The sequence below is a fragment of the Pseudomonas sp. LBUM1662 genome (genome assembly GCF_059695915.1).
The window spans coordinates 2205499-2220276 of the sequence record NZ_CP166793.1 but is presented as its reverse complement, the minus strand read 5'-3'; the positions used below and the strand labels follow the sequence as shown (position 1 = coordinate 2220276).

The 14778-nt window shown below is 59.7% G+C and carries 11 protein-coding genes; 4 read left to right on the top strand and 7 right to left on the bottom strand.

The window, feature by feature from the left end:
• Positions 1-17: 17 nt before the first annotated feature.
• The gene (fadB, locus tag ACA049_RS10035; protein ID WP_497335044.1) at positions 18-2165 is read right to left on the bottom strand and encodes a fatty acid oxidation complex subunit alpha FadB; all 2148 of its coding nucleotides are present in this window, start codon (positions 2163-2165) and stop codon (positions 18-20) included.
• Positions 2166-2705: 540 nt separating this feature from the next.
• The gene (locus ACA049_RS10030) at positions 2706-3143 is read right to left on the bottom strand and encodes a hypothetical protein (protein WP_219096429.1); all 438 of its coding nucleotides are present in this window, start codon (positions 3141-3143) and stop codon (positions 2706-2708) included.
• 104 nt (positions 3144-3247) lie between these two features.
• Between ACA049_RS10030 and ACA049_RS10025 the strand changes: the two genes are divergently transcribed.
• Complete coding sequence (locus ACA049_RS10025) at positions 3248-3685, top strand: universal stress protein (protein WP_008151425.1); 438 nt, start codon at positions 3248-3250, stop codon at positions 3683-3685.
• Positions 3686-3876: 191 nt separating this feature from the next.
• Here the strand turns inward: ACA049_RS10025 and ACA049_RS10020 are convergent, their stop codons facing one another.
• On the bottom strand, positions 3877-5796 hold the full coding sequence (locus ACA049_RS10020) for an ATP-binding cassette domain-containing protein (protein ID WP_497335042.1): 1920 nt from the start codon (positions 5794-5796) through the stop codon (positions 3877-3879).
• Between the two features lie 213 nt (positions 5797-6009).
• Between ACA049_RS10020 and ACA049_RS10015 the strand changes: the two genes are divergently transcribed.
• Positions 6010-7938, top strand: coding sequence for a transglycosylase SLT domain-containing protein (locus ACA049_RS10015; protein ID WP_497335040.1), 1929 nt, complete (start codon positions 6010-6012; stop codon positions 7936-7938).
• 73 nt (positions 7939-8011) lie between these two features.
• Here the strand turns inward: ACA049_RS10015 and ACA049_RS10010 are convergent, their stop codons facing one another.
• Together ACA049_RS10010 and ACA049_RS10005 are read right to left on the bottom strand one after the other, a co-directional pair.
• Positions 8012-9046, bottom strand: coding sequence for a Fic family protein (locus ACA049_RS10010; protein ID WP_497335038.1), 1035 nt, complete (start codon positions 9044-9046; stop codon positions 8012-8014).
• Positions 9047-9114: 68 nt separating this feature from the next.
• On the bottom strand, positions 9115-10881 hold the full coding sequence (locus tag ACA049_RS10005) for an ABC transporter transmembrane domain-containing protein (protein WP_497335036.1): 1767 nt from the start codon (positions 10879-10881) through the stop codon (positions 9115-9117).
• A gap of 257 nt (positions 10882-11138) precedes the next feature.
• Here ACA049_RS10005 and ACA049_RS10000 point away from each other — a divergent pair, with 257 nt between their 5' ends.
• Positions 11139-11318 (top strand): PA1571 family protein, encoded by a 180-nt coding sequence (locus ACA049_RS10000; RefSeq protein ID WP_497335034.1) that lies wholly within the window; start codon positions 11139-11141, stop codon positions 11316-11318.
• Between the two features lie 184 nt (positions 11319-11502).
• Here the strand turns inward: ACA049_RS10000 and pdxB are convergent, their stop codons facing one another.
• Positions 11503-12645: a 4-phosphoerythronate dehydrogenase PdxB gene (pdxB, locus tag ACA049_RS09995; protein ID WP_497335032.1), complete on the bottom strand. Its 1143-nt coding sequence runs from the start codon at positions 12643-12645 to the stop codon at positions 11503-11505.
• Between the two features lie 297 nt (positions 12646-12942).
• On the opposite strand from pdxB, the gene ACA049_RS09990 reads away from it, so the two are divergent.
• The gene (locus ACA049_RS09990) at positions 12943-14346 is read left to right on the top strand and encodes an MATE family efflux transporter (RefSeq protein WP_497335030.1); all 1404 of its coding nucleotides are present in this window, start codon (positions 12943-12945) and stop codon (positions 14344-14346) included.
• Positions 14347-14453: 107 nt separating this feature from the next.
• Here the strand turns inward: ACA049_RS09990 and tusA are convergent, their stop codons facing one another.
• Positions 14454-14705, bottom strand: a complete 252-nt coding sequence (gene tusA, locus ACA049_RS09985) for a sulfurtransferase TusA (protein ID WP_095052036.1) — start codon at positions 14703-14705, stop codon at positions 14454-14456.
• Positions 14706-14778: the final 73 nt, after the last annotated feature.

Here is a 14778-nt window from a genome sequence, read left to right as displayed (position 1 = left end):
CTCAAAAGTTGGGACGCTTAACCGAAGAACCGTTGGCCGGTTTTGGCCATTTCACGCAGTTTTGCGGTCGGGTGGTACAGCGCGCCCAAATCAGCGTACTGGTCAGCCAGGGCAACGAACTCGGCAACACCGATCGAATCGATGTAGCGCAGCGCACCGCCACGGAATGGAGGGAAACCAATACCGTAGACCAGACCCATGTCGGCTTCGGCGGCGGTTTCGACAATGCCGTCTTCCAGGCAACGCACGGTTTCCAGGCACAGCGGGATCATCATCCAGTTGATGATGTCTTCGTCAGTGACTTCGCGCTGCTCGTAAACGATCGGCTTGAGCACTTCCAGCACCGACGGATCGGCCACTTTCTTCTGCTTGCCGCGCTTGTCGGTCTCGTAAGCGTAGAAACCCTTGCCATTCTTCTGGCCCAGGCGCTTGGCTTCGTAGAGCACGTCGATGGCCGAACGGCGATCATCTTTCATGCGGTCCGGGAAGCCTTCAGCCATGACGTCACGACCGTGGTGGCCGGTGTCGATGCCGACCACGTCCATCAGGTATGCCGGGCCCATCGGCCAGCCGAATTTTTCCATTACCTTGTCGATGCGAACGAAGTCCACACCGGCGCTGACCAGCTTGGCGAAACCGCCGAAGTACGGGAACAGGACGCGGTTGACCAGGAAGCCCGGGCAGTCATTGACGACGATCGGGTTCTTGCCCATTTTCTTGGCGTAGGCAACGGTGGTGGCAACAGCCAGTTCGCTGGACTTCTCACCACGGATCACTTCAACCAGCGGCATCATGTGCACCGGGTTGAAGAAGTGCATGCCGACGAAGTTTTCCGGACGCTTGAGGGCTTTGGCCAGCAAGGTGATGGAGATTGTCGAGGTGTTGGACGCGAGGATGGTGTCCTCTTTGACCTTGTCTTCGACTTCGGCCAGAACGGCTTGCTTGACCTTCGGGTTCTCGACGACCGCTTCGACAACCAGATCCACGTGACCGAAATCACCGTAGGACAGGGTCGGTCGAATGCCGTTAAGCACTTCGGCCATCTTCGCCGGGGTCATGCGACCTTTATCAACGCGGCCGACCAGCAGCTTGGCGGCTTCAGCCAGGCCTTGCTCGATACCGTGCTCGTTGATGTCCTTCATCAGGATCGGCGTGCCTTTGGAAGCCGACTGATAAGCGATACCGCCACCCATGATGCCGGCGCCCAATACGGCAGCCTGCTTCACGTCTTTGGCGATTTCGTCGTAGGCCTTGGCCTTTTTCTTCAGCTCCTGATCGTTCAGGAACAGACCGATCAAGCTCTGCGCGGCAGAGGTCTTGGCCAGTTTGACGAAACCGGCGGCTTCGATTTCCAGCGCCTTGTCACGACCGAAGTTCGCGGCTTTCTGGATGGTCTTGATCGCTTCAACCGGCGCCGGGTAGTTCGGGCCGGCTTGACCTGCCACGAAACCTTTGGCGGTTTCGAAAGCCATCATTTGTTCGATGGCGTTCAGTTTCAGCTTTTCCAGCTTCGGCTGACGCTTGGCCTTGTAGTCAAACTCGCCGGAGATGGCGCGTTTGATCAGTTCCAGGGCCGCTTCCTGCAGTTTCTCAGGGGCAACCACGGCATCGACGGCGCCGACTTTCAGCGCGTCTTCAGGACGGTTTTCCTTGCCGGCGGCAATCCACTCGATGGCGTTGTCGGCACCGATCAGGCGCGGCAGACGCACGGTACCGCCGAAGCCCGGGTAGATGCCCAGCTTGACTTCCGGCAGACCGATCTTGGCCTTGGTGGACATGACGCGGTAGTCCGCCGCCAGGCACATTTCCAGACCGCCGCCCAGCGCGATGCCGTTGATCGCGGCGACAGTCGGGACGTTAAGGTCTTCGAAATCGCTGAAAATCTTGTTGGCTTCGAGGTTGCCAGCGACAAGCTCTGCATCAGGCAGCTTGAAGTTCTCGACAAATTCGGTGATGTCGGCGCCGACGATGAAGACGTCCTTGCCACTGCTGACGATCACACCCTTGATCGAAGCATCTGCCTTGATAGTGTCTACGGCCTGACGCAGTTCGTTCAGGGTTAGACGGTTGAACTTGTTGACGGACTCACCCTTGAGGTCGAATTTCAATTCGACGATGCCACTTTCAAGAGCCTTAACCGTGATGGCTTTACCTTCGTAAATCATCAACTGATCTCCACGATATGGAAGCTGAACAGTACACGTCGGACGCAGGCGAATGGCTCGGCAGGACGCTTATCGTCGATGCTAACGCCAATCCACCCGGCACACCCGCCAACGCGATAGTCGGGATTCTGTAGGAGCGGTCTGAAATACAAACGCTCAATTCATACGCCCGTTTGATTTGGGTACGCCACCTTCACGGAATTTCCGGCAATTGTCAATCGCCCAAAATACTGGTTGAAACGCGACTTTGCGGTCACTTCCGTACTGCGAAGATCTTCAACACGCCTCTGCATGTGAAGCCATTCATAGGATCAATAGTTAGAAAAGTCGCCCTAATTCGCTGCAGCCTTTGTTTAACAGGCTACGCTGGCGGGACCTCGAGAAAAAAATGTGAACACTTTTGGCGAGCGCCAAGCGTAAGATCAGCCGCACAAAGAATTACCGGCCTGCCTGGCCAACCCCAGCCCGATGATGATGTCGGGCTTTTTATTGCCTGTCTGTCAGACATCGCGCGCCATTGCAGCGCGAAATGTCCACGAGTCATGCCAGCGCTTTCAGCACTGCATCGATGTCCTGCAAAACCGTCGCCTCGCCCTTCTCGCCCCAATACAGGGTGATCATCTGTTTGTCCGCCTCGACCTTGTAGACGTTGGCCGGCAATTTTTCGAAATGATTGAGCAGCGCTTGATCTTCGCAGACCTCCTGCCACTGGTTCACCCACACACCCGGCGACTTTTGCCAGTAACTCCAGCACGCCGGCTGATTGCCACGGCGCGGCCGATGGTACTGGGCGCAGGGGCTTGGTGGCTCCTGGCTCAGCCAGTGCGGCCACTCCTGGGGCGCAAGCTGCATGGCCAGGCCAATGCGCCGCGCCTCCATGCGCAGGGCCATGCGCCCGCTCTGACCGCGGGACGGTCGCAACCATGCCAGCGGACTCAGGACCACCAGCAGGATTGACACCACTATCCAGACCGTCATATCTGTACTCCCGATTCTTGATGAGCGCTTTGAGTCACTTTGGAACCATTGCGCTTGAAACCAGCCATACTTACCAATATTGCAATCCTCAGGAGGAGCACCTCATGCCCTACAACCACATTCTGGTCGCTGTAGATCTAACCGAAGAGTGCGACCCTGTAATCCACCGTGCTCGCGAGCTGTCGGTGAGCAACGGCGCGAAATTGTCCCTGGTCCACATCGTCGAACCGATGGCCATGGCCTTTGGCGGTGACGTCCCCATGGACCTGTCACAACTGCAACAACAGCAGTTCGACCAGGCCAAGGAACGCCTGGACCGACTGATCGTGAAATATCCGGAACTCTCCAAAGAATACAGCCACCTGACCTACGGCCAGCCACGCCAGGAGATTCACCACCTGGCCAAGGAACAGACCTGCGACCTGATCGTGGTAGGCAGCCATGGCCGACACGGCCTGGCATTGCTGCTGGGCTCGACGGCGAATGACGTGCTGCACGGTGCGCCATGCGATGTACTCGCGGTGCGCCTGATCAAAAGCTGAAAACACAAAACCAATGTGGGAGCGGGCTTGCTCACGAAGGCGGACATTCAGTCGACATCGATGTTGAATGTAAGTCCCTCTTCGCGAGCAAGCCCGCTCCCACAGGGATTTGCGTCAATCTGTAGACCGCATTTCATACGAAAAGCCCGGCGCTCATCACTGAGCGCCGGGCTTTTTTATTGCAGGATCAATCAGGCATCCAGCTCGGCCCAACGCTCGACCATTACGTCGAGCTCAGCCTGCAACTGCTCAAGCTGAGCAATCACGGCAGCGGTCTCGGCCGCAGGACGCTGATAGAAACCGGCATCAGCCATTTGCGCCTCAACGGCTGCGATCTGCTGTTCCATGGCTTCGATCTGCGCCGGCAACATTTCCAGCTCACGCTGCAACTTGTAGCTGAGCTTCTTCTTCGCCACCGGCGCTTCGACTGCCACAGCAATCGGTGCCGCTTCCGCCGTCACGACCGCTGAGGTCAGGTCAGCCTTGCCGGACTTGCTCTCGGTCACGCCCAACAGACGCGGCGAGCCGCCCTGACGCAGCCAGTCCTGATAACCACCGACGTATTCGCGAACCTTGCCTTCACCTTCGAAGACCAGGGTGCTGGTGACCACGTTGTCGAGGAATGCCCGGTCGTGACTGACCATCAGCACGGTGCCGTTGAAGGTCAGCAAGACCTCTTCCAGCAACTCGAGGGTTTCGACGTCGAGGTCGTTGGTCGGTTCGTCGAGGACCAGCAGGTTCGCCGGCTTGCTGAACAGTTTCGCCAGCAACAGACGCGCACGCTCACCACCCGACAGCGCCTTGACCGGCGTGCGGGCACGCTGCGGGCTGAACAGGAAGTCGCCGAGGTAGCTCAGCACGTGGCGGCTTTGACCATCGATATCGATGAAGTCGCGACCTTCGGCCACGTTGTCGATCACGGTCTTTTCCAGGTCCAGCTGATGGCGCAACTGGTCGAAGTAGGCCACGTCGATGCGCGTCCCCTCTTCCACTGTGCCGCTGGTTGGCTGCAGACCGCTGAGCATCAGCTTCAGCAGCGTGGTCTTGCCGGTACCGTTGGCGCCCAGCAGACCGATACGGTCGCCGCGCGTCAGGACCATCGAGAAATCCTTGATCAGGAACGGGCCGCCCGGGTGAGCAAAGCTCACGTTCTCGAGCACCATCACCTGCTTGCCGGACTTGTCGGCGGTGTCCAGCTGAATGTTGGCCTTGCCGGTGCGCTCACGACGCTCGCTACGCTCGACGCGCAAGGCTTTCAATGCGCGCACGCGGCCTTCGTTACGGGTGCGACGGGCCTTGATGCCCTGGCGGATCCAGACTTCTTCCTGGGCCAGCTTTTTGTCGAACAGCGCGTTGGCGGTTTCTTCAGCAGCCAGCGAGGCTTCCTTGTGCACCAGGAAGCTGGCGTAGTCGCCGTTCCAGTCGATCAGGCCGCCGCGATCCAGTTCGAGAATGCGGGTCGCCAGGTTCTGCAGGAATGAACGGTCGTGCGTGATGAACAGCACGGCGCCCTGGAAATCCTTCAGCGCTTCTTCGAGCCAGGCAATTGCACCGATGTCCAGGTGGTTGGTCGGTTCGTCGAGCAGCAGCAGGTCCGGTTCGGAAACCAGGGCCTGGGCCAGCAGGACGCGACGACGCCAGCCGCCCGACAACTCGGCGAGGGTCTTGTCGGCCGGCAACTGCAGACGGCTCAAGGTGCTGTCGACCAGTTGCTGCAAACGCCAGCCATCGCGGGCTTCGAGGTCGTGCTGGACGTGCATCAGCTTGTCCAGGTCGGCGTCGGTGACGATGTTCTGACTCAGGTGGTGATACTGCGCGAGCAGCTCGCCGACACCGTCCAAGCCTTCGGCCACTACGTCGAACACGGTCCGCTCGTCGGCTACCGGCAATTCTTGCGGCAATTCGCCAATCTTGAGGCCGGGGGCGCGCCAAACGGAGCCTTCGTCAGGCTTCTGGTCGCCCTTGACGAGCTTCATCATGCTGGACTTGCCAGTGCCGTTGCGGCCGATGATGCACACCCGCTCACCACGGGCGATCTGCCAGGACACCTTGTCCAACAACGGCATAGCGCCGAAAGCAAGGGACACATCGCTGAATTTGAGCAGGGTCATGAGCTTCTCCAAAAACCGGGCGCGCATTCTACCTGACTTGAGGCTTCAGAAGGCCGGCAATTTCAATGTCGAAGCACTCTGCATGACAATTGTTGCGAACTTGTGCAGAGAGGCCGGCAAAGCTTTCGCCCGTTGCTGGCAAAAGGCTAAGCTACAGACAATTCAGTGCAGGTTAAGCCTGCACTTGTCGTGATTTCTCTGCCCGGACGTCTCATGCGCAGTCGCCTTTTCAGTCTTTTATCTTGCTTGCTTCTTTCTGCCACTGCCGTTCAAACCGCCCAGGCGGTGGACCTGTCCACCCAGCGCCAATATTACGATGAGGCCAAACGCGCCCTGGCCAAGGGCGATACCGGGCCTTATTTCCGTTACAGCCAGGCCCTCAGCGATTATCCGCTGGAGCCGTACCTGGCTTACGACGAGCTGACTGCGCGGCTGAAATCCGCCAGCAATGCCGAAATCGAAAAATTCCTCGCCGAACACGGTGACCTGCCCCAGGCCAACTGGATGAAGCTGCGCTGGTTGCGCTGGCTGGCGGAGCGCGGCGACTGGGCGACCTTCGTCAAGTACTACGACCCCAAGCTGAATTTCACCGAGCTGGACTGCCTGAACGCGCAGTACCAGATCGGTCACAACCAGAAAACCGAAGGCTACGCCAACGCCAACAAACTCTGGCTGACCGGCAAATCCCAACCCGCCGCTTGCGACGCGCTGTTTGGACAGTGGGCCGCCGAAGGTCAACTGACCGAACAAAAACGCTGGGAACGCGTCAAGCTCGCTGCCCAGGCGCGCAACTATCCGCTGGCCAACAGCCTCGTGAACGGCCTGACCACCCTCGCCCCTCGCGGTCGCTTGCTGGTGGATGTGGCGCAGAAACCTGAACTGCTGAACCAGCCATCCCGCTTCACCCCGGCCGACGAACCGATGTCCGACGTGGTCAGCCTCGGCCTGCGCCGCCTGGCCCGCCAGGACCCCGACAAGGCGATGGACCTGCTCGACGGCTATGCCAGCAGCATGCACTTCTCCCGCGATGAAAAAGTGGCGATCGCCCGTGAAATCGGACTGACCCTCGCCAAACGCTTCGATCCTCGCGCACTGGACATGATGACCAGGTACGACCCGGAGCTGCGCGACAACACCGTGTCCGAATGGCGTATGCGCCTGCTGTTGCGTCTGGCCCGCTGGGACGACGCCTATCAGCTGACTCGCCGCCTGCCGCAGGATCTGGCGACCACCAACCGCTGGCGCTACTGGCAGGCCCGCAGCCTGGAGCTGGCGCAGCCGCAGAATCCGGAAGCGCAGACGCTGTACAAGAACCTTGCCCGTGAGCGCGACTTCTATGGGTTCCTCGCCGCCGATCGTTCGCAGTCGCCGTATTCGCTGGTCAACAAACCGCTGGTGCTGAGCCAGGCGTTGATCAACAAGGTGCGCAATACGCCGGGGGTGCGTCGCGCCCTGGAATTCCACGCCCGCGGGCAGATCGTTGACGGTCGTCGCGAGTGGTACCACGTCAGCCGTCACTTCAATCGCGACGAAATGGTCGCCCAGGCGAAACTGGCCTACGACCTGAAATGGTATTTCCCGGCAATCCGCACCATCAGCCAGGCGCAATACTGGGACGATCTGGACATCCGCTTCCCGATGGCCCACCGCGAAACCCTGGTGCGTGAAGCCAAGGTCCGTGGCCTGCACTCGAGCTGGGTGTTCGCCATCACCCGCCAGGAAAGCGCCTTCATGGACGACGCCCGCTCCGGCGTCGGCGCCAGCGGCCTGATGCAGCTGATGCCCGGCACCGCCAAGGAAACCGCGCGCAAGTTCAGCATCCCGCTGGCTTCGCCACAGCAAGTGCTCGACCCGGACAAGAACATCCAGCTCGGCGCCGCGTACCTGAGCCAGGTCCACAGCCAGTTCAACGGCAACCGCGTCCTCGCCTCCGCCGCCTACAACGCCGGCCCCGGCCGTGTGCGCCAATGGCTACGCGGTGCGGACCACCTGAGCTTCGACGTGTGGGTGGAAAGCATCCCGTTCGACGAAACCCGCCAGTATGTGCAGAACGTGCTGTCGTACTCGGTGATCTACGGCCAGAAACTCAACTCCCCGCAGCCGCTGGTGGATTGGCATGAGCGGTACTTCGACGATCAATGATCCTGATGTGAAGTGAGAATAAAAAATGCCCGCATCGATTGATGCGGGCATTTTTTTTGGCGCATCCAGAGCACTATGCAGATTTGAACCGTGCGGCAGTCTGTTTGCCATGCTGGGTCAGACGATATTTTTGAGCCGGACTGCTTGGCGTTTCGGGATGGGTCATTTCAATAAAATCGGCAGCCAATGCGGGCCTGAGGTAGTTAGCCCGAAAGGTCGCCTTGTGAGCCAAACCGACCTCAGCCATCAAGTCGCTGATTTTGAGCGGACCATTAACATGGAGCGCTGAAAGCAATTTCCCTACTGGGTCGGTTACTGGGTCGGTTACTGGGTCGGTTGCTGATTCAGTATCGCCAGCCTCCTCAAGTGCAACGCTCAACGCTTGCAGCATGAACTCAACAAAAGGCGTCGACTCAGCCAACTGATCGGCTGCTGACAACGCAGCGTAATAAGCGTCCTGCTGCTCTCGAATCACCGCTTCGACAGGCAGATAAGCCAACACTGGCCGCCACTGACTGAGTATCAAGGTTTGCCAGAGCCGCCCCATCCGCCCATTTCCATCGGCGAACGGATGGATAAACTCGAACTCGTAGTGGAAGACACAGCTGACGATCAATGGATGCCAATCCGAATTGCCGAGCCACGCCAGCAAATCGTCCATCAAATGCGCAACACGACTCGGAGGCGGCGCCATGTGGACCAGCTTCTCGCCACGATAAATGCCCACACCGGCCCGGCGAAACTGCCCACAGTCGTCAATCAATCCGCCCATCAGTAACTCATGCGCCCGTAGCAGGTCAGCCCGGCTGCTCGAACACCATTCAGGCATGGCTTCATAAGCCGCAAAAGCATTACGCACTTCCTGGATTTCTCGCGGCAGGCCAAGAACCCGTCGCCCAGCCAGAACAGCGGCCACCTGCTCAACACTGAGGGTATTGTTCTCGATTGCCAACGAAGCCTGAATCGTACGAATTCGATTACTGCGACGCAGTTGAGGCGTCTGCAGACGTTCGTCCACAGCCGACAGTTGACCGATTTGTTCGCTGATTCCTGCGATCAACGCCAGCATTCTTGTGGTCAGGGTCAACGGTGGTTGATAACGGCTCATATCCTCATCCAGGCTAGCAACTGAGGCCGACATAATGCCCGAACCTCGCAGCATTCAGCAGCTCTCATTCATGCCGCTTCGTGCCCATCACTAAACTGCAACGCCGCCAACCGCGCATACAGCGCATTGCTCGCAATCAACTCCTGATGTGTGCCGATGGCCACCAGTTTCCCTTGATCCATCACCGCGATCCGGTCGGCGTTTTTCACCGTGGCCAAGCGGTGGGCGATGACCAGTGTGGTGCGGTTTTTCATCAGGCTCGGCAGGGCTTGCTGGATCAGGTGTTCGCTTTGTGCGTCGAGGGCGCTGGTGGCTTCGTCCAGCAGCAGGATCGGTGCGTCCACCAGCAACGCCCGTGCGATGGCCAGGCGCTGGCGCTGGCCGCCGGATAAACCAAGACCGCCATCGCCGAGGTGAGTCTGGTAGCCGTTGGGCATTTGTTCGATGAAGTCGTGTGCGTAGGCGATTTTTGCCGCGTCTTGAACCTGGGCCAGGGTCGCCGTCGGGTTGCCGTAGCGGATGTTCTCTTCGATGCTGCCGAAGAACAGTGCCGGGTTTTGCGAGACCAGAGCGAAGCAGCGGCGCAGGTCGAGCGGATCGAGCTGGGTCAACGGCACGTCATCGAGCAGGATCTGTCCTGAGGCGGGATCGTAAAAACGCAGCAGCAGGTCATACACGGTGGACTTGCCGGCACCGGACGGGCCGACCAAAGCGAGGGTTTCGCCCGCATTGATGGTCAGGTTCAAGCCATCGACGGCGTAGCTTTCCGGACGTGACGGGTAGGAAAAGCGCACGTCTTGCAGCACCAGATTACCCTTCACCCGATCAGGCAAGGTCACCAGACCTGAGGTCGGTGGCTGGATAATGTTTTCCGAGCGCAGCAACTCGGCAATCCGCTCGGCCGCGCCCGCCGCTCGCTGCAATTCGCCGATCACTTCGCTCAACGTGCCAAAGGCGCTGCCGACGATCAGGCTGTAAAAGACGAAGGCCGCCAGCTCACCTGCCGAGATCCGCCCGGCGATCACGTCCATGCCGCCGACCCACAGCATCACGCCCACCGCGCCCAGCACCAGCACGATCACCAGCGTGATCAGCCAGGCCCGTTGGAAGATGCGTTTGCGCGCCGTGTTGAATGCCTCTTCCACGGTCACGGCAAAGCGCTGCTCGTCCTGGATCTGGTGGTTGTAGGCCTGCACGGTTTTGATCTGGCCGAGGGTTTCGGACACATAGCTGCCGATGTCGGCAATCCGGTCCTGACTCAGGCGCGACAAGCTGCGTACCCGACGGCCGAAAATCAGGATCGGCGCGATCACCAGTGGCAACGCCACGACCACGATGCTGGTGAGTTTGGGGTTGGTGATGAACAGCAGGACGATCCCGCCGATCACCATCAGCAAATTGCGCAGGAACAGAGACAGCGAAGAGCCGATCACCGATTGCAGCAACGTGGTGTCCGCAGTCAGTCGTGACTGGATCTCGGAGCTGCGATTGTCTTCATAGAAACCGGGATGCAGATAAACCAGGTGGTTGAACACTTGCTTGCGGATGTCCGCGACCACGCGCTCGCCAATCCACGACACCAGATAGAAGCGCGCAAAAGTGCCAATCGCCAGCCCGACCACCAGCACCATGAACAGACCAATCGTCTGGTTGAGCAGATGCGCCGATTGAGTCATGAAGCCCTGATCCACCAACAAGCGAATGCCCTGCCCCATCGACAAGGTGATGCCGGCGGTGATGATCAGGGCGAGCAAGGCGCCGAAGGCCGGCCAGCGATAAGGTGCAAGAAAGCGACTGGTCAGGCGAATCGCGCGGCGGTGACGGGCAGAGAGCATCGGGTTATCCAGTACGCAAGTGATGGGGCCAGCCTATACCGCTTAAGTGGGGTGGAACTCTGTAAATCACAATGAGTCAGGTTAATTATGACCACACCGACTAGCACCTAGACGCTATTGGTCTAAAGTCCGGGTGGCAACACTGCGGTATTTCTGGTGGACTGATATTGCCGCTCTGGATTGATCGCAGGGAGTTGTCACAGCCCGGTCACCTGGCGGTTTTAAAGTGGGTACACAACCTGATGAGGAGACAGGCCATGTCCTTGCAAAACAGCAGCGAAGACAAAATTGAAGTGATCCGCACGCAGCCAAACCAGTCTCTGGGTTGCTCGATTATCGATGAGGAAGGGCGCGAAGTACCGATCACTGAAGACATGATCCAGCAAGCCTGCAGCGAACTGGATAAGCGATTGGTCAAGCCTGCCGAACAAGAGTGATATAGCCACCGTCTTCTTGACCCGGCCCTGATGGCCGGGTTTTTTATGGGTGATTATCCGGAAATTGCGGCGCGGCCATTCGCGGGCAAGCCTCGCTCCTACAGGTTTTGGGTCGTTCGCTAAATATGTGTACGACTCAAAACCTGTGGGAGCGAGGCTTGCCCGCGAATGGGCCAACTCGGTCTCAGACAGCCATTGCGCCCAATGCCACCACAATCTTCAGCAACTCAGGCGAATTCCCCTCAATCCGCACCGTCAACCCATCAATCTCCCGACGCTGCGGGTAATGCTTGCGCAACGCATCAAACGCCGCACGCTGCTCGCTCACATTGCCTACAAGGCTACGACGGAAATCCGCATCGTCACGGCGCGGGTCGTACACGCCTCGGCACAACATCGCCAGCGCCCAGGCCGGATCGCTCTCAGCGTGCAGGGTCACGTGCGACAACCACGGCGCCGGCAGCAGATCGCTCAAGTTGACCTGGGCCGGCTGCCCGATAAATTCGCAATACGCCTGATAGATCTGCGCCGTCCCCCGCTGCTTACCATCGAGGCTGTAACCGGCAATGTGCGGTGTCGCCAGCACGCAGAGTTCGGCTAGCGCCACATCGACTTCAGGTTCGCCTTCCCACACGTCGAGCACCGCTTGCAGGTCTTCGCGCTGCAACAACACCTGGCGCAGGGCGGCGTTGTCCACCACCGGGCCTCGACTGGCGTTGATCAACCAGGTGCCGGGCTTGAGCTGATTCAGGCGATTTCTATCAAACAGGTGCCAGGTCGACTGGGAGCCGTGTTTCTTCAAAGGGGTGTGCAGGCTGATGACATCGCATTGCTCGATGATCTGTTCGAGGCTGACGAAATCGCCTCCTTCAGCGGCTTGCCGCGGCGGATCACACACCAGCACGTTCCAGCCCAGACCTTGCAGCACCTTGACCAGGCGACCGCCGACTTCACCGGCACCGACCACGCCGTAAGTGCGCTGAGTCAGGTCGGCGCCTTCGATCTCGGCCAGGGTCAGCAGGCTGCCGAGCACGTAATCGACCACGCCCCGGGCGTTGCAGCCGGGCGCACTGGACCAGGTAATGCCGGCCTGCTGAAAATAATCCAGATCCAGGTGATCGGTGCCGATGGTGCAGGTGCCGACAAAGCGCACCTTGCTGCCTTCGAGCAATGCACGATTGACGTTGGTCACGGAACGCACCAGCAGCACATCGGCCTGCTCGACGGTGGCGCGGTCGATGGAGCGTCCCGGCACCCGGCGGATTTCGCCGAAACCTTCGAAGAAGGCATCGAGCAGCGGAATATTTTCGTCGGCAACAATCAGCATGGCAGGCTCCTTTGGCGGGTTGGCAGTGTAGGCGTAGATGACCGGTCACGCCTAGCATGCATCCCCAGCATCCCCCTGTAGGAGCTGTCGAGTGAAACGAGGCTGCGATCTTTTGACTTTAGTTTTTTAAAAGCAAGATCAAAAGATCGCAGCCTCGTTTCACTCGACAGCTCCTACAGGGGACCGTGTGCCAGGGGGGAAAGGATTACAAATCCCTAACACAGGACTTTTCCTGACCACTGCGTCAAGGCGTAGAATGCGCCGCCTCGTGCATCAAAATCTTTGGACGTTTCGCCCTTGAATTCCGTGACTGACCGCCCCGCCGCTATTTCCCTCACCCGCCCGGCCCGGGTTCGCCTGGAGCTGAAAAACCTGCTCGCCCTGGCGTTGCCGATCATGGTCGCGCAACTGGCGACCACTGCCATGGGCTTCGTCGATGCGGTGATGGCGGGTCGGGTCGGCCCGCGCGATCTGGCGGCTGTGGCACTCGGCAACTCGATCTGGGTGCCGGTGTTTCTGTTGATGACCGGCACCTTGCTGGCCACCACCCCGAAAGTCGCCCAGCGTTTCGGCGCCGGCACCCACAGCGAGATCGGCCCGATTGTGCGTCAGGCGTTATGGCTGGCCTTGGTGGTGGGCTTGATGGCGACCGGCATGCTGTTCAGCGCCGAACCGATCCTGCACCTGATGAAGGTCGATCCCGAACTCATCGGCCCGTGCATGCAGTACCTGCACGGCATCGCCAGCGGCCTGCCCGCCGTCGCCCTCTACCATGTGTTGCGTTGTTTCAGTGATGGCCTGGGCCGTACGCGTCCGGCGATGGTCCTCGGCCTGTGCGGGTTGGCGCTGAACATTCCGCTGAACTACATCTTCATTTATGGCCACTTCGGTGTGCCGGCCATGGGCGGCGTCGGTTGCGGCTGGGCCACGGCGATCGTGATGTGGGTGATGGCGCTGGGCATGGCCGGCTGGGAGCGCTGGGCACCGGCGTATCAGTCGAGTCAGTTGTTCAGCCGTTTCGACTGGCCGAAATGGTCAGTGATCAAACGCCTGCTGGGCATCGGCCTGCCGATCGGCATCGCGGTGTTCGCCGAGTCGAGCATCTTCGCGGTGATTGCGCTGCTGATCGGCAGTCTCGGCGCCACCGTGGTCGCAGGCCATCAGATCGCCCTGAACTTCAGCTCGCTGGTGTTCATGATCCCCTACTCCCTCGGCATGGCCGTGACCGTGCGGGTCGGCCAGGCGCTCGGTCGTCAGGAACCGCGTGAAGCGCGCTTCGCCGCCGGCGTCGGCATGGGCACGGCGCTGGCCTATGCGTGTATTTCGGCGAGCATGATGCTGTTGCTGCGTGAGCACATCGCAACGATCTACACGGCTGATCCGACGGTAATCCGCGTGGCGGCAATGCTGATTGTGTATTCGGCGCTGTTCCAGTTTTCCGATGCGATCCAGGTCACGGCGGCCGGTGCACTGCGCGGTTATCAGGACACGCGGGTGACGATGATCCTGACCCTGTTCGCCTACTGGGGGATTGGTTTGCCGGTGGGCTACGCGCTGGGCCTGACCGACTGGTTCGGCACCCCGAGCGGCCCGAGCGGGCTGTGGCAGGGTTTGATCGTGGGCTTGAGTTGCGCGGCGCTGATGCTGTCGATCCGCCTGACGCGCAGTGCACGCAAGCGGATCCGCAACGGGCTGAGTTGACCCTGTGGGAACCAGCCTGCTGGCGATGGCTGATTCAAACTCAACATCATTGTTGACTGAATCACCGCAATCGCCAGCAGGCTGGCTCCCACAGTAGTTTTTGTGGGTTAAGCGAGTTTCTTGCGGATCCAGTAGAGGTAGGTGCCTGCCTCTTCGTGCTGCGCGACCAGTTCGTGGTCGAGAAACACGCAAAACTTGGGAATGTCGCGACGGGTCGACGGGTCGGTTGCGATCACCTTGAGCAGGCCGCCGGGCGCCAGGTCACGGATGTGCTGGTGCAGCATCATTACCGGCTCAGGGCAGTTGAGGCCGGTGGCGTCGAGGGTGCCGTCTACCGGCGTATCAATCATTTCACTCATGATTCACTCCTGAAACTGGCCGGCATTGTCGCGCATTGCCGGGTTAAACGTCATCTATGGCGTCACGCCGCCC